Source organism: Maribacter sp. HS, from assembly GCF_048059195.1.
Classification (GTDB): domain Bacteria; phylum Bacteroidota; class Bacteroidia; order Flavobacteriales; family Flavobacteriaceae; genus Maribacter; species Maribacter dokdonensis.
In genome coordinates this window covers 150546-176148 of sequence record NZ_JAYLVV010000003.1, presented here as the reverse complement: position 1 = coordinate 176148, position 25603 = coordinate 150546, and the positions used below count along the sequence as shown (strand labels likewise).

General features: G+C 36.6%; 22 protein-coding genes. 7 read left to right on the top strand and 15 right to left on the bottom strand.

What is annotated here, in order from left to right; all coding sequences use genetic code 11:
* Window positions 1–57: 57 nt before the first annotated feature.
* Window positions 58–870 carry a DNA/RNA non-specific endonuclease gene (locus tag VBZ51_RS05885; protein ID WP_416576356.1) on the top strand — a complete coding sequence of 271 codons (813 nt, stop codon included), beginning with the start codon at window positions 58–60 and terminating at the stop codon, window positions 868–870.
* Here VBZ51_RS05885 and rodA read toward each other — a convergent pair.
* The 8 genes from rodA to VBZ51_RS05845 all read right to left on the bottom strand — a co-directional run bounded on the left by rodA (window position 867) and on the right by VBZ51_RS05845 (window position 9869).
* Entirely contained in the window at window positions 867–2150 is a 1284-nt protein-coding gene (gene rodA / locus VBZ51_RS05880) for a rod shape-determining protein RodA (protein ID WP_416576355.1), read from the bottom strand. The two genes, VBZ51_RS05885 and rodA, sit on opposite strands and share 4 nt — an antisense overlap.
* Window positions 2140–4008, bottom strand: a complete 1869-nt coding sequence (gene mrdA, locus VBZ51_RS05875; RefSeq protein WP_416576354.1) for a penicillin-binding protein 2 — start codon at window positions 4006–4008, stop codon at window positions 2140–2142. Before mrdA ends, rodA begins: the two co-directional genes overlap by 11 nt.
* Entirely contained in the window at window positions 4005–4514 is a 510-nt protein-coding gene (gene mreD, locus VBZ51_RS05870; RefSeq protein WP_058105058.1) for a rod shape-determining protein MreD, read from the bottom strand. The genes mrdA and mreD overlap by 4 nt, the downstream gene beginning before the upstream one ends.
* Window positions 4504–5328, bottom strand: coding sequence for a rod shape-determining protein MreC (gene mreC, locus VBZ51_RS05865; protein WP_058105059.1), 825 nt, complete (start codon window positions 5326–5328; stop codon window positions 4504–4506). Before mreC ends, mreD begins: the two co-directional genes overlap by 11 nt.
* Window positions 5329–5500: 172 nt before the next feature.
* On the bottom strand, window positions 5501–6529 hold the full coding sequence (locus tag VBZ51_RS05860; RefSeq protein WP_027066022.1) for a rod shape-determining protein: 1029 nt from the start codon (window positions 6527–6529) through the stop codon (window positions 5501–5503).
* A gap of 56 nt (window positions 6530–6585) precedes the next feature.
* Window positions 6586–8118 (bottom strand): bifunctional phosphoribosylaminoimidazolecarboxamide formyltransferase/IMP cyclohydrolase, encoded by a 1533-nt coding sequence (gene purH, locus VBZ51_RS05855; RefSeq protein WP_058105060.1) that lies wholly within the window; start codon window positions 8116–8118, stop codon window positions 6586–6588.
* A 92-nt stretch (window positions 8119–8210) separates the two neighbouring features.
* Window positions 8211–8660, bottom strand: coding sequence for a GAF domain-containing protein (locus VBZ51_RS05850; RefSeq protein ID WP_058105061.1), 450 nt, complete (start codon window positions 8658–8660; stop codon window positions 8211–8213).
* 111 nt (window positions 8661–8771) lie between these two features.
* Complete coding sequence (locus VBZ51_RS05845) at window positions 8772–9869, bottom strand: hypothetical protein (protein WP_416576353.1); 1098 nt, start codon at window positions 9867–9869, stop codon at window positions 8772–8774.
* Between the two features lie 183 nt (window positions 9870–10052).
* Here VBZ51_RS05845 and VBZ51_RS05840 point away from each other — a divergent pair, with 183 nt between their 5' ends.
* The 3 genes from VBZ51_RS05840 to VBZ51_RS05830 all read left to right on the top strand — a co-directional run bounded on the left by VBZ51_RS05840 (window position 10053) and on the right by VBZ51_RS05830 (window position 13325).
* Window positions 10053–10466: an HYC_CC_PP family protein gene (locus tag VBZ51_RS05840; RefSeq protein ID WP_416576352.1), complete on the top strand. Its 414-nt coding sequence runs from the start codon at window positions 10053–10055 to the stop codon at window positions 10464–10466.
* A gap of 179 nt (window positions 10467–10645) precedes the next feature.
* Window positions 10646–12937: a TonB-dependent receptor gene (locus VBZ51_RS05835; protein ID WP_416576351.1), complete on the top strand. Its 2292-nt coding sequence runs from the start codon at window positions 10646–10648 to the stop codon at window positions 12935–12937.
* A gap of 22 nt (window positions 12938–12959) precedes the next feature.
* Complete coding sequence (locus VBZ51_RS05830) at window positions 12960–13325, top strand: heavy-metal-associated domain-containing protein (protein ID WP_058105147.1); 366 nt, start codon at window positions 12960–12962, stop codon at window positions 13323–13325.
* Between the two features lie 400 nt (window positions 13326–13725).
* On the opposite strand, the gene groL is transcribed toward VBZ51_RS05830, so the two are convergent.
* From groL to miaB, 7 genes are all read right to left on the bottom strand, one after another.
* A complete protein-coding gene (gene groL, locus VBZ51_RS05825) occupies window positions 13726–15360 on the bottom strand; it encodes a chaperonin GroEL (RefSeq protein ID WP_058105064.1) in 1635 nt (544 codons plus the stop codon).
* A 118-nt stretch (window positions 15361–15478) separates the two neighbouring features.
* Complete coding sequence (locus tag VBZ51_RS05820; protein WP_036156781.1) at window positions 15479–15757, bottom strand: co-chaperone GroES; 279 nt, start codon at window positions 15755–15757, stop codon at window positions 15479–15481.
* A gap of 142 nt (window positions 15758–15899) precedes the next feature.
* Window positions 15900–16259, bottom strand: coding sequence for a preprotein translocase subunit SecG (gene secG, locus VBZ51_RS05815; protein ID WP_058105065.1), 360 nt, complete (start codon window positions 16257–16259; stop codon window positions 15900–15902).
* Window positions 16260–16265: 6 nt separating this feature from the next.
* Entirely contained in the window at window positions 16266–17381 is a 1116-nt protein-coding gene (locus VBZ51_RS05810; protein ID WP_416576350.1) for a hypothetical protein, read from the bottom strand.
* 4 nt (window positions 17382–17385) lie between these two features.
* The gene (locus tag VBZ51_RS05805; protein ID WP_058105067.1) at window positions 17386–17907 is read right to left on the bottom strand and encodes an LptE family protein; all 522 of its coding nucleotides are present in this window, start codon (window positions 17905–17907) and stop codon (window positions 17386–17388) included.
* A 21-nt stretch (window positions 17908–17928) separates the two neighbouring features.
* A complete protein-coding gene (locus VBZ51_RS05800; protein ID WP_416576349.1) occupies window positions 17929–19215 on the bottom strand; it encodes a sigma-54 interaction domain-containing protein in 1287 nt (428 codons plus the stop codon).
* A 19-nt stretch (window positions 19216–19234) separates the two neighbouring features.
* The gene (miaB, locus tag VBZ51_RS05795; protein ID WP_416576734.1) at window positions 19235–20680 is read right to left on the bottom strand and encodes a tRNA (N6-isopentenyl adenosine(37)-C2)-methylthiotransferase MiaB; all 1446 of its coding nucleotides are present in this window, start codon (window positions 20678–20680) and stop codon (window positions 19235–19237) included.
* Window positions 20681–20830: 150 nt separating this feature from the next.
* On the opposite strand from miaB, the gene VBZ51_RS05790 reads away from it, so the two are divergent.
* From VBZ51_RS05790 to topA, 3 genes are all read left to right on the top strand, one after another.
* A complete protein-coding gene (locus tag VBZ51_RS05790; RefSeq protein ID WP_416576348.1) occupies window positions 20831–21559 on the top strand; it encodes a hypothetical protein in 729 nt (242 codons plus the stop codon).
* Window positions 21560–21633: 74 nt separating this feature from the next.
* Window positions 21634–22899: an LVIVD repeat-containing protein gene (locus VBZ51_RS05785; RefSeq protein WP_416576347.1), complete on the top strand. Its 1266-nt coding sequence runs from the start codon at window positions 21634–21636 to the stop codon at window positions 22897–22899.
* A 212-nt stretch (window positions 22900–23111) separates the two neighbouring features.
* Complete coding sequence (topA, locus tag VBZ51_RS05780) at window positions 23112–25601, top strand: type I DNA topoisomerase (protein WP_074670025.1); 2490 nt, start codon at window positions 23112–23114, stop codon at window positions 25599–25601.
* Window positions 25602–25603: the final 2 nt, after the last annotated feature.

The following is a 25603-nucleotide window of genomic DNA, read 5'->3' as shown; positions in this document are numbered from 1 at the left end:
GGCTTTATTGGTCGGCAAATTGCTTTGATTCTTACAAAATTACGGTAATTTTGGTGCATGGCATACCGTAATAAAAATAGAACTATTTATAGCGTTCTAATTCTTGTTTGCGTAGTTGGTTTTTGGTTGTTTGATAATTTTTATACCCCGGCTACGTATTCGAAAACAGATACAGATAATGGTCCCAATGATTTTCCAAAAGAGTTATTACCCGAGTCCACCACAGGAGAAATTGTAAATCATTCATTTTTTACCCTGTCTTATAATGAACCATATGAGCAAGCAGAGTGGGTAGCCTATGTGTTGGATAAAAGTCATTTGACGTATGATGATAGAAAGCGACCATATTTTATTGAAGACCCGTTTGTATCATCAAAATCTGCCGATTGGCGTAATTATAAAGGGTCTGGCTATGATCGCGGGCATTTGGTGCCGGCTGGTGACCGTAGGTTTTCCCTACAAGCTTATAATGAAACCTTTTATACCAGTAATATAAGTCCGCAAAATAGGGAGTTCAATGCTGGTATTTGGAACGATTTAGAGCAACAGACAAGACGTTGGGCAAAACAATATGGCACGTTGTATATATTTACTGGTGGCGTATTGGAAAAAGGTTTAGAAGAAATAGGGGAAGAGGATATTGATGTTCCTGATCATTTTTATAAAATTATTGCCAGAAAAAAAGATGATAAGATATACACGCTTTCTTTTTTAATCCCCAATAAACCCCAATTCACATCACTCAGAAATTTTGTGGTATCTGTGGATGAAGTTGAAAAAGCTACGGGTATTGATTTTTTTAACCAAATATCAAAAAATCAACAAAGTGCTTTTGAGGGGAGTAAAAGTACGGTGGGCTGGAAATTTTAAAAACCTTCTTTTAATCTATTGGTATCCAGTCTTAAGAATATAAAAAGTAAAATTGTAAAGAATAAAAGACCGGATCCCCCATAACTAAAGAAAGGCAAGGGTATACCTATAGTAGGTAAAATACCTATTACCATTCCAATGTTGATGAAATAATGAATTAAAAGGATAGATATTACACCGTAACCGTACATACGGGCAAAGGCATTTTTTTGACGTTCCGCCAACGAAATCAATCTTAGGAACAACACCGAGAACAGAATTATTACTGTAGCTGTACCCAAAAAGCCCCATTCTTCCCCTACGGTACTAAAAATATAATCTGTATCCTGTTCAGGTACAAAGTCGCCTTTTGTTCTTGTGCCTTCTAAAAAGCCTTTACCAAAAAATCCTCCAGACTCAATTGCTTTTTCAGATTGGTAGGTATTGTATCCGATAGACTTTCTAATTTGCTCTAATTTTTTTGGATCCTTCTCCAATCTTAACCATAGTCCAAAACGATCTCTATGGCGTTGTTCAAAAACATTGTTGAATACAAAGTTTACCGAAAGAGAGAAAAGTATAACTGCAGCATACGTTAGGCTAAGTGGTATAACGGGAATTTTGAAAGTTTTCTTTTTTAGTGCAAATAAAATTATGGTAAATAATACCATACCGATTACAAGCCAAACCGTACCATACATTAGGGTAATAACAAATACGAGAATTAAACTTACTAGCACTACTAAATAATAGAGTGGTAAGCCTTCTCTAAAGATGACAAATATTAAGGCAAAGAATACCAATGCGCTACCAGGGTCAGGTTGTGGTATAATCAATAATGCGGGTACTATAATAATTAGTAACGCATAAAATTGATCTTTTCTTCTTTTGATATCTGTTTGTATATCACTTAAGTATTTTGCTAATGCTAAAGCAGTGGCCACTTTAGCCAACTCAGAGGGTTGCAAATTGAAAAAACCAAGATCATACCAAGAAGTTGCTCCGGCAATGGTTTTACCAAATACGAACAAGCCAAGTAGGGAAACCATTGAAATAAGGTAGAAGAGACTAGAAAATCTTTCGTAAAAATTGACCTCCAATGCTAAGATAATAACAATGGTCACTAGGCTTACCCCTATGAAAAATAGTTGCTTTCCATATCTGGTACCAATGTCGAATATAGAACTACTGTCATCTGTAAAGGTGCTGGAATATATATTGATCCAGCCAATGAGCACCAGTGCAAAATAGATGAAAACACTTAGCCAGTCTATTCTTTTGAGTATACTTCTACCAGACACGCTCGTTTATTTTGAACTCCTCCCCACTGTAGGGTTTCGCGTATTCGGCTTCCAATGTTTTTTCCAACATTCTTTTTTCCAAATCCTTTCTGGAAATTTCCCCTTTAAGGTATTTTTCTATCATAAGCGTGGCAATGTGGCCAGCATATCTAGAGCCAAAGTATCCATTTTCAATATAAACGGCGATGGCAATTTTAGGGTCGTCTACAGGTGCAAATGCCACAAAAACGGAATGGTCCGTCAATTGGGTACGTACACCATCTATTTTTGTAAAATTTTCCGCCGTACCAGTTTTTCCTGCAACTTCTATTCCTGGTATCTGTAACCATCTAGCAGTACCGCTTACATAAACATCTGCCATACCTTGAACTACCGGCTCAAAATATTTTGGGTCTATCGTTGTGTGCTTTGCTTCGGTAAATTTTGGTTCTGTAATTTCCTTGCCTTCAATTTTCTTTAAAATGTGCGGTGTAAAATAGTGCCCTCTGTTGGCAATGGCCGCTGTCATGTTCGCTAATTGTACAGGAGTTGCCAATATTTCACCTTGCCCAATAGAATTTGAGATAATATAAGACGAACTCCATCTATTATCCCCATACCACTTGTCATAATATTCTTTACTAGGAATACGACCTCTTTGTCCAAATGGCAAATCGTAACCTAAATAATCGCCTAGACCAAAGCTTCGCATGTGTTTTTCCCACACATCCATGGCTTCATCCGTAGTTTCGAATTTTTCGAATATTTTTCTGAAGGCACCTGCAAAATAAGCGTTGCATGATTGAGATATTCCGTTATTTAGTTTTCTTAAACCTCCACCACAGTGACAGCCTCTTTTTTTCTTGCCCACATAAAAACCGTGATAACACTGAATGGTGGTAGACTCATCCAAAACCCCTTCTTGAAGGGCGATGAGTGCGTTCAGCGTTTTAAATGGTGATCCAGGGGGTTGCTGTGCATGAATGGATCGGTCCCAGGTAGGGTTCGCTATGGTGTCGTTATAAAGTTTAGTATAGTTTTTTGAACGTTCTCTACCAACCAATAAAGCAGGGTCGTATGTTGGCCCGGAAATCATGGAGAGAATTTCTCCTGTAGCAGGTTCTATAGCTACAATACCACCTCTTTTTCCGTTCATTAGGGTTTCACCATACTCTTGTAAGGTTTTATCAATGGTAATACTAATTTGTTTTCCTTGTTCAGGTAAAGTATCTAATTCCCCATTTTTATATGGACCAATATCTCTATTGAATCTGTCTTTTTGTATGTATTGCACACCCTTTCTTCCTCTTAAAAGGTCTTCGTAATAACGTTCTACTCCAGTTCTGCCTTTTAATTCACCTTGTACATAATACTTGTTAACGGCAAGATCTCCTTCGTTTACCTCGCTAATATACCCAAGAACATTGGCTGCACTGGGCGTGTCGTAATAACGTAAAGATCTTTTTTGAATATAGAAACCTTTGTATTTACGCATTTTCTCTTGGAGCTTAGCATAATCTTGTTTTGATAGTTGAGGTACAAGTACAGAAGGAAGTCTAGGGGAGTATACTCTCGCTTTTCTTAATTTTTCAACGAATTTCTCTTTTTCTATGCCTAAAAGCCCACAAAACTCTAAAGTGTCCAGAGCCTTTACTTCTCTTGGTATGACCATGACGTCATAAGCAGGGTCATTACCTACCAATAGATGACCATTACGATCGTATATGTAGCCACGTTCTGGATAATCATAAATAGCTTTAATTGCGGGGTCTTCTAAAACCTGTTCTGCAGAAAAACTAAAAATTTGCAAATAGGATAGCCTTCCCAAAAAGGTAATTGCGATTACAATGATAATAGATGATAAAAGAATTTTTCTCATTCTTTTTTAGTGCTGAATAACGTACTGAACAAAATACCTAATATCAACGTGGAAATACCCACTACGACTGTTTTTTGTAAAATTAACAAGCTATTTGCAAAGCTGAAAATTTCTAAAGTGAAGTATACCAAGTGATGTATTATAATCAATAACGCTAAAAACGTAAATTGTTGTGCCTTAGTGCTATTGTTTAACTTAAAACTTTGAAATTCATAATTGACACCAAAGACAAAACGCATTATGGTTGGTCTTAAATAGGCTATGGTTACTGTGGCTGCTGCGTTAATGGCAAGTGTGTCAGAGAAAATATCTACGCAAAGACCTAAGAAAAAACATAGAAGTATAAAGGTAGTTCTATTTTGTTTAATAGGATACCAGTAAAGAAAGAGAATGTAAACCAGTGGGTTTATATACCCAAAAAAATTCAATTTATTGAATACTAGTACTTGTACCAATACCAATAAAATAAATCGGAGTACAATTAAAAATGTCGTACTATTGATCATTGGCCTCTGTTTCTGCTTCTAGTTCTAAAACTTCTTTGCGATTTAAATTTTTAATGATATATATAGTCCCAATATTGGTCATATCATTGAACAGTTCTACATTAATAAAGTAGAAACTTTTAGAATTGTCCAAATCAAAACTTTTAATGGTTCCTATAGGTATATTCTCCGGGAAAATGCTACTCATGGCTCCCGTTACAATGGTATCGCCAATGGTTAACGGCACCAATCTTGGAATGTCAATTAGTTGAACAACATTATAATCGGTCGTGTTTTCCCAAACTAAAGATCCAAAGTGGTTAGAGTTTTTGATTTTAGCGTTTATGGTAGATTTGTCACTTAAAATACTCTGCACGGTAGAAAAATTATTTGACGTGTTTTCCACGATGCCAAGAATACCTTTATCAGTTATAACACCCATATCTTGTGCAATACTATCGTTTTCACCTTTGTTGATAGTTATATAATTGCGTTGATCGGCATAGCTGTTATTAATTGCCCTACCCCTAATTATTTCATAATTAACAGAAGTAGAATCTATTCTTGAAGGCGATAGTAATACGTTGTTGAATAGCCTATCCCTAAGTCGTTTGTTTTCCTCTACCAGCCTGTTGTTTTCTTCCCTTAATCCAAAATAGGAAGTTATATTATCTGAGAATGTATATATACTTCCAGTAATATAGTTGGAGGAATTTAAAAATTTAGATTGATGGTACGAATGCGATTGAAATGTGAAAATGAATGAAATAAAGAGCAAAAAAAGGTATAGTAAGAAAATCTTATTCCTAATTAAAAAATTTATGATCTGCTGCATTCACCTCTAAATTTTTACTCAATAATTGAGATTTGAAATTAACTCTCGTTAGTTAAGTTCTAACAAGTATTAACTTGTAAAACATCATCATAACCACTATTAAATGATTTTTAAACTTTACTAAAGGTTGTTTATCGTGAAGTTAAAAAGTTATTCTTAAAAAAAGAACTTCTTACTTGATCAATATACTCTTATAGCGTTCTAGATTTTTTAATGCAATACCGGTACCACGAACAACTGCACGTAAAGGATCTTCCGCGATATACACAGGTAGATCGGTTTTTTGTGATAGCCTTCTATCCAGACCACGTAGCATAGAGCCACCACCGGCAAGATAAATACCTGTATTGTAAATATCGGCAGCTAATTCTGGTGGAGTTTGGGATAATGTTTCCATTACCGCATCTTCTACACGCAAAATAGATTTGTCAAGAGCTTTAGCTATTTCTCTATATGAAATTTGAACTTGTTTTGGCTTTCCTGTTAAAAGATCGCGTCCCTGAACCGACTTCTCATCTGGCGGAGATTGTAGGTCTTCGGTTGCCGAACCTATTTCTATTTTAATGGCTTCTGCAGTACTTTCACCTACATAAAGGTTGTGTTGGGTGCGCATGTAATAAATAATGTCGTTGGTAAATACATCACCTGCAATTTTAACAGACTTATCACAAACAATACCACCAAGTGCAATTACGGCAATTTCAGTAGTACCACCCCCTATATCAACAATCATGTTACCTTTTGGTTGCATAATGTCTAAACCTATACCAATAGCTGCTGCCATTGGTTCGTGGATCAAATACACCTCTTTACCGTTAACACGTTCTGCAGATTCTTTTACGGCACGCATTTCTACTTCTGTAATTCCACTAGGAATACAAATAACTAAACGCAATGCTGGTGGAAACCATTTTTTCTTTAATGCCGGAATGTTCTTAATAAACATCATCAACATTTTCTCAGAAGCGTCAAAATCAGCTATTACACCATCTTTCAATGGTCTAATAGTTTTGATATTTTCATGGGTCTTTCCTTGCATCATGTTGGCTTCTTTACCAACTGCAATGATTTTACCGCTAATTCTATCTCTAGCAACTATTGACGGACTGTCAACAACTACCTTGTCATTATGAATTATAAGGGTGTTCGCTGTACCTAAATCTATAGCTATTTCCTCGGTCAAGAAATCAAAAAATCCCATATGTGATGTTTAAATTTTAGATAAAAGGGTGTATTTCATCGACAAAAGTAATGAAATTAATGCTTGAAATGACGTGTGCCTGTCATCACCATTGAAATTTTGTGTTCGTTGCAATAATCTATGCTTAATTGGTCTTTTATGGATCCACCTGGTTGTATTACACTGGTGATTCCTGCTTTATCGGCAATTTCAACACAGTCTGGGAACGGGAAGAATGCATCACTTGCCATAACCGCACCTTTAAGGTCAAAATTAAAAGACTCTGCTTTGTGTATTGCTTGGTTTAAGGCATCTACTCTACTGGTTTGACCGGTACCACTTGCGCAAAGTTGTTTGTTTTTGGCTAAAACAATGGTATTGGATTTTGTATGCTTACAAAGTTTTGATGCAAAAATTAGATCTTCTAACTCTTGATCGGTAGGTTTAGTGGTAGTTGCATTCGTAAGGTCAGCAATAGCATCTGTTTTATGATCTTTTTCTTGAAGAAGCATACCGTTTAAACAAGTTCTTACTTGCATTTCTGGCATGTCAACTTCATTTTGGATCAAGATGATTCTGTTTTTCTTTCCTTTTAAAATTTCCAATGCCTCAGCATTGTAGCTTGGAGCTATAACTACCTCGCAGAATAATTTATGTATTTCCTCTGCTGTAGCCTTATCAATTTCTTTGTTACTGATTAAAACACCGCCAAAAGCAGATACGGGGTCACCGGCTAAAGCGTCTACATAAGCTTGGTGCAAAGTGTCTCTTTGTGCTAGTCCGCAAGCATTGTTATGTTTTAAAATAGCAAAGGTTGGTGCGTCATTTTTAAACTCTAGCATTAAGTTTACAGCTGCATCAACATCCAATAGATTGTTATATGATAATTCTTTACCGTGAAGCTTGGAGAACATTGCATCAAAATCACCAAAGAAGAATCCTTTTTGGTGAGGGTTTTCTCCGTAGCGTAAAACCTTACCGGAAGTTTCACTGACTTTAAGCGCGGCTAAATCATGGTTTTGGTTGAAATAATTGAAAATAGCAGTATCGTAGTGGGAGGAAACATTGAAAGATTTAGCGGCAAAACGCTTTCTATCCTCTAGGCTAATGTTTCCGTTATCCGCAGAAATCACTTCAAGAAAATCAGCATAATCCTCCATAGAGGAAACGCAAGTAACATCTTTAAAGTTCTTGGCTGCGGCACGTATAAGCGAAATACCACCTATATCTATCTTCTCAATGATATCTTGCTCAGAAGCACCACTGGCAACCGTTTTTTCAAACGGATACAGATCCACAATAACAATGTCTATTTGCGGAATTTCGAACTCTGCCAACTGTGCAACATCACTTTCGTTATCCTGTCTGTTTAAAATACCGCCAAATACTTTTGGGTGTAAAGTTTTAACTCTTCCTCCTAAAATAGAAGGGTAGCTTGTTACATCCTCTACGGGAACAACGTCTATTCCTAAATCAGTGATGAATTTTTCGGTTCCTCCAGTGGAGTAAATAGTGATTCCTAATTCTTGAAATTTTCTTACTATCGGCTCTAATCCGTCTTTATGAAAAACTGAAATTAAGGCTGAAGACGCTTTTTTTACACTGCTCATTGTATGATGCTTAAATGTTTTTAATAAGCAAGCAAAAGTAATTTTTTTGCGGTTACAAAATGGCGTAGTTTATCAACAAAAACCCTAAAGTTTTAAAGAATTTTGGCTACTTCAAAATTAACGAATTCCAAAAAGGTCTCATCTGCCTTTGTAAATGGGTCTGGAGTGTTAGAATCTATGTCTATTTGCCCAATGTTTTCGCCATTTAAAAATAAGGGTATAACTATTTCTGATTTCACGGTAATACTGCAGGCTATATAGTTGTCTTGTGCTTGAACGTCAGGTACCACAAAATTTTCATTACTTTCTGCAACCTGCCCGCAAATGCCTTTGCCAAAAGGAATAATGGTATGGTCTGTTGGTGCACCGGCGTATTGGCCTAGTTTTAGCTCGCGCTTGTCCCCGTTTTTAAAATAAAACCCTACCCAATCATAATGTGGTACTTCGGCTTTTAGAAGTTCACAAATGGCTAGCATTTTTGCATCTGGAGTTTTGTTTGAGTCTATAATGGAGCTTACTTGAGGGCGCAATAAATTGAACATACCTTTTTTTGACAAAAATACATATTGTTATTGTGTAACAATAGACTCTAAAACAAAAAAAGAGGATGTATTTAAACATCCTCTTTTTAACTATTTGATTATGATTTAAGATTATGGTTGAATCTTTACATCGAATTCAATAAAGTCGTTATTGTTGAAGCCAGGTTCTATGGCTGTAATTTTAATTAAACCTTTTTTACCGTAGTTATCTACAAATTCAATAATATCGCCTACACTTAAGTTCGTGATTTTTTGGGCGCTAGAACTTGTGATAAAATTTAATTCACTGTTTAAGGCTATTGCGTCAAATGCTGCGACATCTATTGTTGTAGAAGTTGCAAAAAACATTTGGTTCAATGTTTCGGTAGCGGCATTCTCTTCCTCTGCGCCAGGTTTAAGTCCTTCAACATCAAATCCAAATGAAGCATCATATTGTTCCGTTGAAGCAAAAGAAGCGTTGTCTTCTGCAGAGGCACCGGAAGCACCGTAGTAATATCCAAAATCCCAGAAAGCTCTAAACTCAGGTCCCACATCAATTCTATATACAGTTTCATTTAATAGGGAAAAGAAAGATTCCGTTGATCCATCTTGTGCAGGGGCAAATAGTTTAATATCCGTAAATTCCCTAACTGCAGCTACAGGGTTTGCGCCTGTACCTACGGTAACTGTAATTTGACCTACTCCTAATGCCAATCTTTTTGAGCTATCTCGAAAATCTCCTTTGCCTGTAGTGGTCCAAAATGAATAAACAATTTCACCGTTTTCAATATCTGGTACAGGAAGTGGAAATGAAAAATCTATTTCTTTCTTGGTGGCGCCATCTAAATCTATAGAGCCGTCTGCTTTCAGTGCTTTGTCAAGATCATCACTTTCCAAATCAAAAGAACTAAAAGGCATTTCACCTTGACCTAAGTAATTTTGTGTAATATACATTCTACGTTGAGTAGTGGCATCTGAGGTAAAAATAACCCTACCGGTTACATTCGTGCCCGCTTCTCCGCTAGCAGAGGCAGAAGTTATGTTAGATGAAGGTACGGCCTCATTGAAAACTATTGTTGCTACCTCCGGTTCATTAGTGTCATCGCCATCATCACCGCCAGTGTTATCTGGTATTGGGGTGTCAAAAACAGATCCGTCGTCTGAACTACAACTACCTATAAAAAGCGCAATAGTGCAAATAAGAAAAGTGGTTTTTAATTGTTTTTTCATAATTGTTAAAAATTTAGTTATTGGTTATTACGTTAATGTGTTCAGTGCTTTTAACTTGAAAAAAGATTTTATCGTATATGTTTTGCAATATTTCTTAATGAAATTACTAGGGATTTAATGTCTTGTACTAAATTTCATTAAATATGTGATTTTTAATTTTTTATAATCTGTAACTTTGTAGTCATGAAAAATTTGTTTCATAAGCTGTTTTCCTTGACAATGGTATTTCTGTTGTTGTTATCCACTATTTCGTGGACAGTAGAGAAGCATCTTTGTATGGGGCGTGTTATGGATGTTGGTGTATTTACACATGCAGATGATTGTTGTTTGGGATTAGATGCTATGTCAACAAGTGATGAGCCAATTGAAGATAAAAAGCCTTGTTGTGATAATGAAGTGTTTACCATGCAAGGGCAAGATGATTTGACTTATCATGAAACAGATTTAGATTTTCCCATAAAGATATTTTTATATTCTTATGCAAGTACCTATGTAGGCTTGTTTGTAGAAACGGAATATGATATTCTTTGTAATGTAAATCCTCCTCCTATACTCACAGAGGATTTACATATTCTTCACGAAGTTTTTTTAATATGATTCCAAGAGATAATGGTATTTAATGCCATGTCATAAATGGTAGATACCCGTTAAAAGTTAAATATTCCTTGCTGGAACTCATGTAGGTGGCATGGTCTCAATATTTAAATTTTATGTCTTAGTGTACAGGATGCACAGATTAGGGAATAAATGAAATGAAATACTTCGAATAAAAAATAATGAATAAATATATAGTAATACTAATAACGGCTATGCTGCCTGCTTTTATATTTTCGCAAGAACAAGAAAAGGTGGACGGTGTGGTCTTAGATTCAGAAGGCTCAAATGCGCTTGGTCTTTCTGGTGCCAATGTGTATTGGCAAGATTCCCAAACGGGAGTGGTAACTAATTTTGATGGTGAATTTTCCATACCTTATTTAAGAGGGCATAATAAATTAATTATTAGTTATGTAGGTTTTGAAAGTGATACGTTGGTTATAAATGAACTTAAGACAATTCGTATTGGTTTAAAGCCTTCAAATGAGCTAGATGAGGTGGTGGTGCAACAAGAGCGTGATGCTATTCAGAAAACCTATTTTAGTCCGCAGAATGTGATTACGGTAAACAGCGATGAGCTGTTAAAAGCGGCCTGTTGTAATTTAGCGGAAAGTTTTGAAACCAATCCGGCTATAGACGTAAACCTGTCCGATGGGCTAACGGGAACTAAGCAAATTGAAATGTTGGGTTTAACCAGTCCGTATTTATTGATAACCCAAGAAAATATTCCAATGGTGCGCGGTGCATCGCAGGCTTATGGCTTAACGTTTACACCAGGTACGTGGATAGAAAGTATTCAAATATCCAAAGGGGCTGGTAGTGTTGTTAATGGCTATGAAAGTATTTCAGGGCAAATAAATACAGAGCTCGTAAAGCCGTTAACCGATAATGCCGTATTTGTAAATGGATATGTAAATCAAAATGGGCGTTATGAATTGAATACCCATTTCAATAGAAAGCTAACGGAAAAGTTGAGCACAGGGCTTTTTGTTCATGGTAATACCAGAACGCAAAAAGAGGATGACAATAATGACGGATTTTTAGATGCACCCTTGGGTAAGCAAATAAATGTAATGAACAGATGGCAATATCAAGATGCCGAAAAAGGATGGGTTAGTTTCTTCAATATTCGTTTTTTGAATGATGAAAAACAAGTAGGGCAAGTGGATTTTGAGCCAGATACGGATAGAGTAGATGGTGGAAATAGGTCACTGAGCGTAGCTGAAGTTTCTGCACTGAGCGAAGCCGAAGTGTGGGGAAGTGAAATCAATACCCGCCGGTTTGATACGTCAATTAAGTTAGGTTATGTTTTTCCGGAATTGCCTTTTCAAAGTCTGGGTTTTCAAACTTCTTACAGTTTGCATAAACAAGATTCCTACTTTGGATTTAGAACCTATGATATTAACCATGAAAGTTTGTATAGCAACCTCATATTCAATTCCATTATAGGTGATACTAGAAATAAGTTCAAAACTGGTATTACTTTCGCCTACGATGGCTATGATGAATTGGTGTCGGCAACAGATTACTCTAGAGTAGATAATTCTGTAGGTGCATTTATGGAGTACAGTTATGAGAATTTAGAAAAAGTGAGTTTAACCGCAGGTTTACGTGTAGATAATCATAATAGATTGGGAACATTTGTGACACCTAGATTTCACATTAGATATACACCATGGGAAAAAGGAAGTTTACGGGGGTCTTTTGGTAGAGGTAAAAGGGCTGCCAATATTTTTGCCGAGAATCAGCAGCTATTTGGCTCTGCAAGAACCGTCAATATTGCCAGTACAGATGGTGAAGTTTATGGTTTGGAGCCGGAAGATGCATGGAATTATGGAATAAGTTTTTTACAAGGATTTAATTTCTTGAACAAAAAAGGTGATATTACTTTAGATTATTACATCACTGATTTTAAGAATCAGGTAGTAGTAGATTGGGAGAACCCTCAGGAAGTTTCTTTCTACAATTTGGATGGTGATAGTAGTGCCAAGAGTTTTCAGGTTGAGGTGAATTATGAACTATTGCCACGTTTAGACTTAAGAACATCATATAAATTCTATGATGTATCAACAGACTATAGGAGCGGAAACCTTCAAAAACCCTTACTGGCGCAACATCGATTTTTTGTTAATTTAGGGTATGAAACCGAAGCCAAGGAGAACGAATCTCAGTGGAAATTTGATTATACCTTGCATAGTATGGGTAAGAAAAGACTACCAGATACAAGTAGCAACCCAGTAGCGTACCAGTTGGCTGAGTATTCATCGCCTTATAACCATATGAATGCTCAAATTACCAAGGTGTTCTCAAAAAGTGTTGAGGTATATGTAGGAGGTGAAAACCTTTCTGATGTACAGCAAGACAACCCTGTTTTAGGGGCAGATGATCCGTTTGGTCCAAATTTTGATACTACAATAGTGTTTGCGCCAATTATGGGTAGAATGTTCTATGCAGGCTTTAGATTTAAAATTTAATTTATCAATTAATATACATACTATGAAAACAACTATTTTATCAATTGCAATGATGCTAATTGCCGTGATAACCTATGCACAAGAGAAGAATAAGAAAATGACATTTGATGTCAATGGTAAATGCGCCATGTGTAAAGAGCGTATTGAAGAAGCTGCGCTGAATGTGAAAGGGGTAAAGTATGCAAATTGGAGCATACCAACGCACCAGTTAGATATTATAATGGATGAGCGCAAAACCGATGCAATGAAAATAAAAACGGCTATCGTTGCCGTTGGTCATGATACCAAAGAATTAAAAGCAACAGAAGAAGCTTATAATAGTGTGCATCCTTGTTGTAGATATAGGGAAGACAATTCTGATGATGGTCAACATCATGATGGTAACTAGATAATTGCTTGGTTTAGAGTGAGGTTTTGAAAAGAAAAAAATGGGTGAAATTTTAGTTAATCTTTTGCCAACAAAATAATCACCGATCAAAATCTGAAATACATTAGCTATAGATTTATTTTTAAATTCTATACCAATGGCACAAGCAAAATCAGCAGGGAAACCAGCTGCAAAGCCTGCACCGGCAAAAGCTGGTAAAAAGGCTGCTCCAAAAGCTGCTCCTAGAAAGAAGTAGTCTAGTTATTGCCTTTAGAAGGCATACTGTTTTGGACATGAAAACCACCTTCTGTAAATAAAGAAGGTGGTTTTTTTGTTGCTCATATTTAAAATGAAAAAAACCGCTCTTGATATTTCAAGAGCGGTTTAAATTTTAAAGTCCCCTTTGGGGATTTAGGGGCTTTTACATCATGCCTGGCATTCCGCCACCGCCACCCATTGGAGGCATAGCTGGAGCATCTTCTTTAATATCTGTTAAAGCACATTCAGTAGTAAGGATCATTCCAGAAACAGAAGCTGCATTTTCTAATGCTACTCTAGTTACTTTCTTAGGATCGATAATACCTGCTTTCATCATTTCAACATACTTTTCAGACTTGGCATCGTATCCATAATCACCTTTACCTTCAAGTATTTTGGCGATAACTACTGAACCTTCACCACCTGCGTTAGAAACGATAGTTCTTAAAGGAGCTTCAATGGCACGAGCTACAATTTGTAGACCTGTAGCCTCATCTTCATTATCGGTTGACACTTTAGAAAGAACAGATTTTGCTCTTACCAATGCAACACCACCACCGGCAACAATACCTTCTTCAACGGCTGCTCTTGTAGCGTGTAAAGCATCATCAACTCTATCTTTTTTCTCTTTCATTTCAACTTCAGAAGCAGCACCAACATAAAGTACGGCAACACCACCGGCTAATTTAGCCAAACGCTCTTGAAGTTTTTCCTTATCATAATCAGAGGTAGTTGTCTCTATTTGAGATTTGATCTGGTTAACTCTAGTTTTGATATCTTTTGCAACACCGCCACCATTAACAATCGTAGTGTTGTCTTTGTCTATCTGCACTTTTTCGCAAGTACCTAGCATGTCTAAAGTAGTGTTGTCTAAAGAGAAACCTCTTTCTTCAGAAATAACCGTACCACCTGTTAAAATTGCGATATCTTCTAACATTGCCTTTCTTCTGTCACCAAAACCTGGAGCTTTAACGGCAGCAATTTTTAAAGAACCTCTTAATTTGTTCACTACCAATGTAGCCAATGCTTCACCATCGACATCTTCAGCTATTATCAATAATGGCTTACCAGATTGAGCTACTGGCTCCAATACTGGTAATAAGTCTTTCATTGAAGAAATTTTCTTGTCGAACAACAAGATGTATGGGCTGTCTAATTCAGATACCATTTTTTCTGAATCGGTAACAAAGTAAGGAGAAAGATATCCTCTGTCAAACTGCATACCTTCAACAACATCAACGTAAGTATCTGTTCCTTTGGCTTCTTCAACGGTAATTACACCTTCTTTACCAACTTTACCGAAAGCTTGAGCGATCAAATCACCAATAGTTTCATCGTTGTTGGCAGAAATAGAAGCAACTTGTTTAATTTTCTCGGAAGAATCACCTACTTTTTTAGATTGTTTGGCTAAATCGGCAACGATAGCTTCAACAGCCTTATCAATACCTCTCTTTAAATCCATAGGGTTTGCACCTGCAGCAACGTTCTTTAAGCCTTCTTTTACGATAGCTTGAGCAAGAACGGTAGCGGTAGTAGTACCGTCACCTGCTAAATCATTGGTTTTAGAAGCAACTTCTTTTACCATTTGAGCACCCATGTTTTCTAATGGATTCTCTAATTCAATTTCTTTTGCTACGGTAACACCATCTTTGGTTACTTGTGGAGCTCCGAATGATTTGCTGATAATAACGTTTCTACCTTTTGGTCCTAATGTTACTTTTACTGCGTTTGCCAATGCATCAACACCTCTTTTAAGGCCGTCTCTAGCATCTATATCAAACTTAATATCTTTTGCCATTTTTATTTGTTGTTTAAATTTTGACCCAATGATATGTCTTAGGTCATTAAAATTATTAATTATCTATTTCGTGAAAATTAAAAGGTCTTAGGTTTTATGCCCAAGCCAAATGCTATTTTTAGATAATAGCTAGAATATCACTCTCTCTCATCATCAAGTAGTCCGTACCTTCTAATTTTAATTCGGTACCGGCGTACTTTCCGTAAAGAACTGTATCTCCAACTTTAACGGTAACACTGTCATCTTTTGTACCAGGACCCACAGCAACAACTTTACCTTTCTGTGGTTTTTCTTTTGCGGTATCAGGAATGTAAAGTCCAGATGCAGTTTTAGTCTCAGCTGCCATTGGCTCAATAAGAACTCGGTCTGCCAATGGTTTGATATTAACTTTAGCCATAATTATTAATTTTTAAATTGATTTTTAGTTTTGTGCATATGTAAAGGCAGAAATTATGCCATTGCCTTTTTACTGACAAATTGTAAACAAAAAATGCCAGCTTGTCATAAGCTGGCATTTTAAATATATTGTAGTGTGTAGTCTATAAACTATCTGAAGGCGTAGCTTCATTTGTTACTGGTGGTGTTACCTCTTCAGGTAATGTTTCAGGAACTACGGTTTCAATGTCGTCACCTTGTAATAATTTAGAATCTGCATCGCCAAAATTGCCTTTAAGTGCAATGTTAGATGCTAAAATTAAAACTATTAATAAACCAGCTAGCGTCCACGTACTCTTATCTAAAAAGTCACCTGTTTTTTTTACTCCGCCAACTACTTGGTTTCCACCTCCGCCAAAAGAAGAGGAAAGTCCGCCACCTTTTGGGTTCTGTACCATGATCACTAATACCAACAACAAGCAAACGACTATGATAAGTATTAGGAAAATTGAAAATGTACTCATTCTAAATTATTTATTATCTTTTCGTAATTTTTCTACCGCCTTAATTCGGTCTGCAAAGAAACTACTTTTTTCTGGATATTTCAAACTTAAAATTTTGTAGGCCTGAATAGCGTTTTTATACTTTTTTTGTTCCAGGTAAACCCTTGCTAAAGTCTCTGTCATTAGCTCGTTCTGGTTAATGGTAGATGACTGTGAAATGTCTATGGTTGTACTTTGTTCCGTAGGTACAATTTTAGGGTTGGAAGCTATGAACTTGTCAATACGGTCATATTTCTTTTTGATGGACTCGTTTTTTACCCTTGGTTTTTTTACAGGTTTATCTGTTGTCTTTTTTTCTTTGACACTGTCTGTATTTTGGCTTCCTGTCTCTACCTTGTTTTCTGCAATAACCGTTTGTTGCTTTTTGGTGCGGTCCTCTTTTGTAGGAGTGGAATCTTCTTCAACTGATTTTTCTAAAGGTTTTTTGGAGGCAAGGTTTAACCATTCTGAGAAAGAATACTTCTCTTTGGCATCAAAAGTTAAAGGTTTACCAATATCAAGCGCATTTTCTTCTTCGGTATTATTTGGGTTTTTAGATTGAAACAACTCCGGGTCCAAAATTTGCTCTGCATCTTTTTCGTCTTGTGGTAGGGGGTTGTCTTGAGATGGTGTAATTAAAGAAGGGGTGGGTGCTTCTTCAATGGTGGCATTCAGTTCTGCAGTTTCTTCGGTAAGGCTACTTTCATTTGTGGTTATAACTTCATCAGAAATGTCAAGAGAATCTGTGTTTTCTTTAGTTTCAGTTGAATGAACTATTGTTAGGTCTTTATTTTCTTCTTGAACTTCAATGGCGTTATTGACCTCAATTTCGGCAATAGTTGCCGTAGCTGTATCATATTGTAAAAAGTCTCTAGATGTAATGAAATCAAAAAGCACATCTCTATCTGTCGTAAAAGCAGCCGTTGCTTTTAGAGCCTTGTTGTATTTGTAGCTGTTTAAGTTTTTGAGTCCTTTTAAGTGAAGTGCCCGTGCAGCTTGAAAATAAGGATACTCGGCTATAATATCTTCTAAATGTTTGGTATGAATGGGTTCTACCACTTTGGTAGGGTTTTCTAGAAAATATGTAAAGTCCTTAACGTTCATGTAATTACCAGTCTGCCAAAGAGGCGTTGAAAATATCTTGGGTTAGTCTTTCAAAAATTACCTCGTGGGCTTCACTTTTTATAGTTGCTAACTGTGTGTCTGCAGGGTAGTCGTAAAAGAAAGAAAAGCTTTGGTCAAACGCGGCATCTTCTTTCAACTGATTATAAAACCTGACTTTAACCCGTATAGAAAGTCTGTTTTGCGCTGCTGTTTGCGCTGCAGTTGCAGACATTGGTGAAATTTTATATTCTGTAATTTCACCCTCGTATAGTAAATCTGGATTGCCCGTACTTATCAATTCTAAACTGGTTTGGTTTTGAATTCTATCTTGCAATGCAAGTGTGAAGTCTCTATCCATACCAGGTTCAAAAGTAGAACCAGGACTTTGAGTGGCATAATTTTGAAAATAATTGACCTTAAAGGTTTTTGCTTCACCCACATTTCCGCCAGTGAAATTGTATACACCACAACTTAAAAATAAAAATACAGGAAGTAGGTATAGTATGGATTGTTTAAGATATCTCATTGAAATGCGATTCATTTAATGTTAAAGGTCGTATTGTTTTATTTTGCGGTAAAGTGTGCGCTCAGAAATACCTAACTCAGTTGCGGCAGCCTTTCTTTTTCCTCTGTTTCTTTCTAATGACTTTTTAATCAATTCTACCTCTTTCTCCTGTAAAGATAGGGTTTCTTCTTCTTGAATTTCTTCGGCAAAATGATATTTGTCTTCGTAAGAATCTTGAATAATAGATGCTTCTTCGTTTTTGGGTTCGGGTAAGTGCAGAACGTTTAAAGAAGTGTCATCTTGGGTGTCATGATCAAAATCAACATCCTCATCATCTTCATTACCATAGATTTTACGTATAAGGTTTTCATTCTCTTTTTGAACTTTTTGAGAATCATTGTTCTTAAGTAGCTCCATGGTCAACTTCTTAAGATCGTTAAGGTCACCTTTCATATCGAACAAAACCTTGTATAGGATTTCTCTTTCGTTGCTGAAATCACTTTCAGATTTAGAATTGGAAACTACCGCAGGTAAATTACTTGTATTGTTGTTAGGTAAATATCCGTGCAGGGTAGATGCTGTAATGGCTCTGTTTTCTTCAAGGACAGACACTTGTTCAGCAATATTTCTTAACTGACGTATGTTACCCGGCCACCTATATTTGGTAAGTAAGGAAACGGCATGGTCATCTAGTCTGATCGTGGGCATCTTGTATTTCTGACTAAAATCAGATGCAAATTTTCTGAACAATAAATGAATATCTTCTTGGCGTTCACGTAAAGGTGGTATGTTGATTTCAACGGTACTTAGTCGGTAATAAAGATCTTCGCGAAAGCGTTCTTTTTTAATCGCCTCGAACATATTAACATTTGTGGCGGCAACAATGCGTACATCTGTTTTTTGAACTTGGGAGGAGCCAACTTTTAAAAATTCTCCGTTCTCCAATACACGTAATAAACGAACCTGTGTGGTTAAAGGTAGCTCACCAACCTCATCTAAAAATATGGTGCCGCCATCGGCAACTTCAAAATAACCACTTCTGGTTTGTGTTGCACCTGTAAAAGCACCTTTTTCATGGCCAAAAAGTTCACTGTCTATAGTGCCTTCCGGTATGGCTCCACAGTTGACCGCAATATATTTAGCATGCTTTCTGTGAGAAAGCGAATGAATAATTTTTGGGATCGATTCTTTACCTACACCGCTTTCACCGGTAACCAAAACAGAAATGTCTGTTGCGGCAACCTGCATTGCTTTTTCTAGAGCACGATTCAATTTTGGGTCTTGCCCAATAATTTCAAAACGTTGTTTTATACTTTGTATGCTTTCCATATAAAATGGCTACTAAAAGTTAATTATTGTCAGAATACCCAACAGCAAGACCTTTTAAGGTTGCTGAAGTGCAATCATTGATTTGAACATTTACAAAATCCCCTATTTTGTAGTTTTCCTTAGGAAAAACAACCACGGTGCTTTGAAAGTTTCTGCCCATCCACTCATTTTCGGATTTTTTAGAGGTTCCTTCGATCAGGACTTCTTGAATTTTACCTACGTGCTTTTCCGTTCTAAATTGACAGTGGCTTCTTTGTAGGGCTATAATTTCAGAAAGACGTCTCTTTTTTATAGGTTCAGGAACATCATCTTCCATTTTTCTACCTGCTAAAGTACCCGGTCTTTCAGAGTAGGCGTACATATAACCAAAGTCATATTTTACATATTCAAGCGCTTTTAAGGTATCGGCATGGTCTTCCTCTGTTTCTGTTGGAAAACCGCTAATGATATCTTGGGAAATAGCGCAGTCAGGTATTATTTTTCTAATGTTGTCTATGAGTTCAAAATACTCTTCAATAGTGTGTAAGCGGTTCATTTCCTTTAGAATACGATTGCTTCCACTTTGAACGGGTAGGTGAATATGGTTGCAAATATTCTTATGTGCCGCCATAGTCTTTATAACATCCAAGGTCATATCTTGAGGGTTGGATGTTGAAAAACGTATACGCATTTTAGGGTAGGCAAGTGCTACCATATCTAAAAGTTTAGAGAAATTGGTAGCGGTGGCTTTTTGCATTTCAGATGCATTTTCAAAATTTTTCTTAAGTCCGCCGCCATACCATAAATAACTATCTACATTTTGACCAAGTAATGTAATTTCTTTAAAGCCCTTTTGCGAAAGCTCTTGTATTTCGGCAAGAATGGACTGTGGGTCTCTACTTCTTTCCCTACCTCTGGTAAAAGGGACTACGCAAAAGGTGCACATATTATCGCATCCTCTGGTGATAGATACAAAAGCCGTTACGCCGTTGGTGTTTAATCTAACCGGTGCAATATCACCATAAGTTTCATCTTTAGAAAGAATGACGTTAACGGCATCTCTGCCAGAATCTACTTCTTTAATCAAGTTGGGTAGATCTTTGTAGGCATCTGGTCCAACGACCATGTCCACTATTTTTTCTTCATCTAAAAGCTTGTCTTTTAATCTTTCTGCCATACAGCCAAGAACACCAACTTTTAAATGGGGTCTAGATTTTTTTACTTTATTGTATTCCGTAAGTCTTTTACGTATAGTCTGTTCAGCTTTATCTCTAATAGAACATGTATTTACAAGTACTAAATCTGCTTCTTCTAACGTTTGGGTGGTGTTAAAACCTTCGGTCGCTAGTATAGAAGCTACAATTTCACTGTCCGAAAAGTTCATGGCACAACCGTAACTCTCAATATAAAGATTACGTTTGTTCGTCTCTTTTCCTTCTACTACCAAAGTTGTGCCCTGCACATTTTCGTCTATGGTTTTCTCCATTTTTGTAATACGTTGCGTATAAAATAATTTGGATGGCAAAGATACTATTATAATCAAAAATATGACAAGATGACATGATTATTTAGGTATAGTTTAAGCTTTGCGCTTATAAATTATTTAGATTTAACTTTAAAAATAACCACTACTCCTATGAATTTAGAAAACCTTGCACAGCACATACAAAGTAGACCAGATCTAGACTTTGGTACCATTTTTAGCAGATCAATAGAACTTTTTAAAAAAGTGTGGCTACAAGGCTTCATTACATTATTGTTGACATTTGTAGTAATACTGCCATTTTATATTTTGTTTTACGTGCCAATGATAGCTGCCGGAATTACGGATCGTGAAGCGCTGGAACAGAATGAACTTCCGCCAATGATGGTCATTGCAATGGTAATTTTGCTTCCTGTTTTGCTGTTGGCTATTACCACTATGGCGTTGGCGTTGAATGCGGCTTTTCTAAAGATTTGTAAGCAAAAGGATATGGATGAGGTTGCTAATGATGACTACTTTTATTTTTTTAAGGAAGGTAGATTGGGTAAAGTATTCATTTTGTCCTTATATCTTTTAGGACTCTCACTTTTAGGTGGGCTTGCTTGTGGGTTAGGTGTGTTCTATTTGATAGTGCCTATGTCATTACTACCCGCTTTTTTAGCGTTCTCAAATAATCTGTCAGCATTAGATATGGTTAAGGCAAGTTTTACGTTAGGCAACAAAAATTGGCTGGTCATTTTTGGTCTGGTATTGGTGATGTCGTTTGTGGCACAATTGGGTTTTGTTTTATGTTGTATTGGTGTATTGTTTACTGTAATGTTGAGTAAAGTACCTGCATACTATATGTATAAGGATGGTGTAGGTTTTAATGAGGTGTCGTAAATTTAACTAGTTGATAACGCAACTATTAGCGGTAACTTTAATCTATAGGGTACAACCGTTTAAATTTAAAGACCATGAGAAATTTCTTTTTTGTTTTGTGTGTAATTGCCACATCAGTATTGGTGTCATGTGATGATGACGGACCGTATGAAGATTACCTTGTAGCTAGACCAATTTTACAAGATGCAGTTTCTTTTAAGGCAGAAGCCGTAGCCGTTACGGAACCTGTGCCCATTGTGACTTCAGGCAAGATATACGCTTACGGAGATTATATTTTTGTGAATGATGTAAATCAAGGTTTTCATGTCATAAATAACCAAAATCCTTCAAACCCAGAGCCTATCGCATTTATTAAATTGGAAGGCAATAATGATATATCTATTAAAAACGATAAGATATATGCGGATAGCTATGGTGATTTGGTGATTTTCGATATTTCGGATATAAATGATATCACCTTAACCAGTCGTATTGTCAATGCCATATATAATAATGATGTTTGGATGTTCAATACAGAATTTCCACAAGCCGATTTTTATGAATACGGAGATATTGACTATGATAAAGATATTGTAGTTGGGTGGGAAGTGAATGTGGAAAGGCGCCCTATAAAGGAGTATGAGGCCAGGTTTGATTGCGACGATTGTGTTTTTGCAGATGTAGCCGAAAATTTTAATAATCAATCGCCAACAACAGGGCAGGGCGGTTCTTTGGCTCGTTTTAAGATTATTGGCAATTATCTATACGTGGTAGATTACAGTGATATTAACATATTTGATATTACCGATGTAGAAAATGTAAAGGTGTTGGATGATGTGCAAGTAGCTTGGGATATTGAGACTATTTATAATCAAGGTGATATACTATTTATCGGAGGTTCACAGGGCATGTATATTTATAGTATTGAAAACCCTCAAAAGCCAGAGTTTATTTCAGAATTTAGGCACGGTACTGCCTGTGATCCCGTAGTCGTTGATGGTGATTATGCATATGTAACGTTAAAAGGCGGTAATTTTTGTGGCACTGCGGAGAGTGGCCTTTACGTTGTAGATGTGTCCAACTTGGAAAATCCAGAATTAAAAGTGATTTATCCAATGGTCGGTCCAAACGGTTTGGGAATAAAAGGAGATACCTTGTTTGTTTGTGACGGTACTGCTGGTTTAAAAGTGTATGACAAGAGCAATGCTCCTAATATATCTTTAATCAACACTTTTGAAGATATTGTTGCTTATGATGTTATACCATTATCATCATCTCTTTTGATGATTGGAGAAGGTACCTTGTATCAATACGAATATGTAAATAATGATATTAGGCTGTTAAGTACATTACAGCTGTAAAATTATGAAATGGTTAAAAAAAAGGGGAGGCATTTATAGCCTCCCCTTTTTATTTCGTAAGCTTTAGCTGTTGAAGGCGAGCAATTGGTTTGTTTATAGCTGTGAATTTCATGAAATTACGAGCGTATCTCTGTTGGAATATGGGAAAAAATAAATTCCTGAAATTTCAAAGTATAATTTTTAGTATACATTTGTAAGTATAAACAAGGTTGATGGCGAAAAATTTAGTAATTGTTGAGTCTCCTGCAAAGGCCAAGACTATAGAGAAGTTTTTGGGAAAGGATTTTAAGGTAGAATCGAGCTTTGGTCACATTGCAGATTTACCTTCTAAGGAGTTGGGAGTAGATGTAGAGAATGATTTCACCCCTAAATATATAGTAGATAAAGAAAAGAAGGCTTTGGTTAAAAAGCTAAAAGGTCTTGCGGATAAAGCAGAAACTATATGGCTTGCGAGTGATGAGGACCGTGAGGGAGAAGCCATTTCGTGGCACTTGGCAGAAGAATTGGGGCTAGATAAGAAAAAAACAAAAAGAATTGTTTTTAACTCTGTAACCAAGGCTGCAATTCAGAAGGCAATAGAGAATCCGCGAGAAATCAACTTTAATCTTGTAAATGCACAACAAGCTAGGCGAGTTTTGGATCGTTTGGTAGGTTATCAATTATCTCCGGTACTTTGGAAAAAAATTAAACCAGGTCTTTCTGCCGGTCGTGTACAATCTGTAGCCGTAAGGTTGATCGTAGAACGAGAAAGGGATATTGAGGCGTTTGAGCCACAAGCATCATTTAAGATCGCTGCAGAATTTAAGACTGAGGAAGGTAGTGTGTTTTCTGCCAAGCTGAATAAAACCTTTGCTTCTGAAAAAGAGGCCAAGGCATTTTTAGAAAAGAATATTTCTGCAGATTTCTCGGTAAGCAAATTAGATAAGAAACCAGCAAAGAAATCGCCTTCAGCGCCGTTTACAACATCAACATTACAGCAAGAGGCATCAAGGAAATTGTATTTTTCTGTGGGTAGAACCATGCAGGTGGCACAACGTTTATATGAAGCAGGTTTAATTACCTATATGAGAACGGATAGTGTAAACTTGTCCAATGAAGCATTGGCCTCGGCAAAAGAAGCTATCATAAAGAACTATGGTGAATCTTATAGCGAGACTAGAAATTTTACCGGTAAATCTAAAGGGGCGCAAGAAGCCCATGAGGCCATTAGGCCTACTGATATGGGCAATCAGTCCCCATCATTAGAACGTGATCAATCTAAGTTATATGATTTAATATGGAAACGTACGGTTGCATCTCAAATGAGCGATGCACAGTTAGAGCGTACCAATGTAAAGATCAAGACCAATAAACATTCAGAAGAATTCACGGCGAACGGTGAGGTGATAAAGTTCGACGGATTCTTAAAGGTGTATATGGAAGGCGTGGATGATGAAGATGTTGCCGAAGAACAAGAAGGTATGTTGCCCGCCATGAAAGAAGGTGAGCGTTTGCTGAATAATTTTATCTCTGCGACGGAACGCTTTACAAGACCGCCATATAGATTTACAGAAGCCTCTTTGGTTAAAAAGCTAGAAGAGCTGGGCATTGGTAGACCATCTACATACGCCCCAACAATTTCTACGATCCTTAATAGAGGTTATGTGGAAAAAGGTACAATTGAGGGTACAGAACGTAAGTATCAACAATTGATATTAGCATCAAATAAAATAGAAGAAAAGAACCTTAGTGAAAATGTAGGTTCGGACAAAGGAAAAATGGTACCTACGGATATAGGTATGATCGTTACCGATTTCTTGGTAAGTAATTTTGCCAATATATTAGACTACAACTTTACCGCACAGGTAGAAGAAGATTTCGATGAAATAGCTTCTGGTGATGAAGATTGGAAGAAAATGATGAAAGACTTTTATAAAGATTTTCATCCAAATGTGGTAGATGTTGAAGAAAATGCGGATCGCGCAAGTGGCGAAAGAATTTTAGGTAAAGATCCTAAGAGTGGTAAACAAGTTTCTGTACGTTTGGGTAGATTCGGGCCAATGGTTCAAATTGGTACCGTAGATGATGAAGAGAAGCCAACATTCGCCAGTTTATTGCCAGAGCAATCTTTGAATACCATTACTTATGAAGAAGCAATGGATCTGTTTAAGCTTCCTAGAAAATTAGGGGTTTATGAAGGAGAAGAGGTATTGGCCAACGTGGGTAGATTTGGACCTTATGTAAAATTCGGCGATAAATTTATTTCTATGGATAAAGGGGAAAGTGCCTTTGAAATAGAGATGGATAGAGCAATAGAATTAATAGTTGCCAAGCAAAAAGCGGACGCGCCAATTGCGATGTATGAAGAAAAAGAGGTTACCAAAGGCGTAGGTAGGTTTGGTCCGTTCATAAAATGGAACGGTATGTTCATCAACGTTAATAAGAAGTATGATTTTGACAACTTATCAAATGACGATATTGTTGAGCTTATTGAAGTTAAAAAACAAAAAGAAATAGATAAGGTCGTTCAAAACTGGGAAGAAGAAGGTATTCGCATAGAAAAGGCCAGATGGGGGCGCCATAATGTTATTAAGGGCAAGATTAAGGTTGAATTGGCTAAAACGGTAGATGTTACAAAAATGTCGTTGGAAGAAGCTCAGAAATTAATTGAACAAAAAACACCAAAGAAAAAGACAAAAGCCAAGGCTAAGAAAAAAAAGTAATC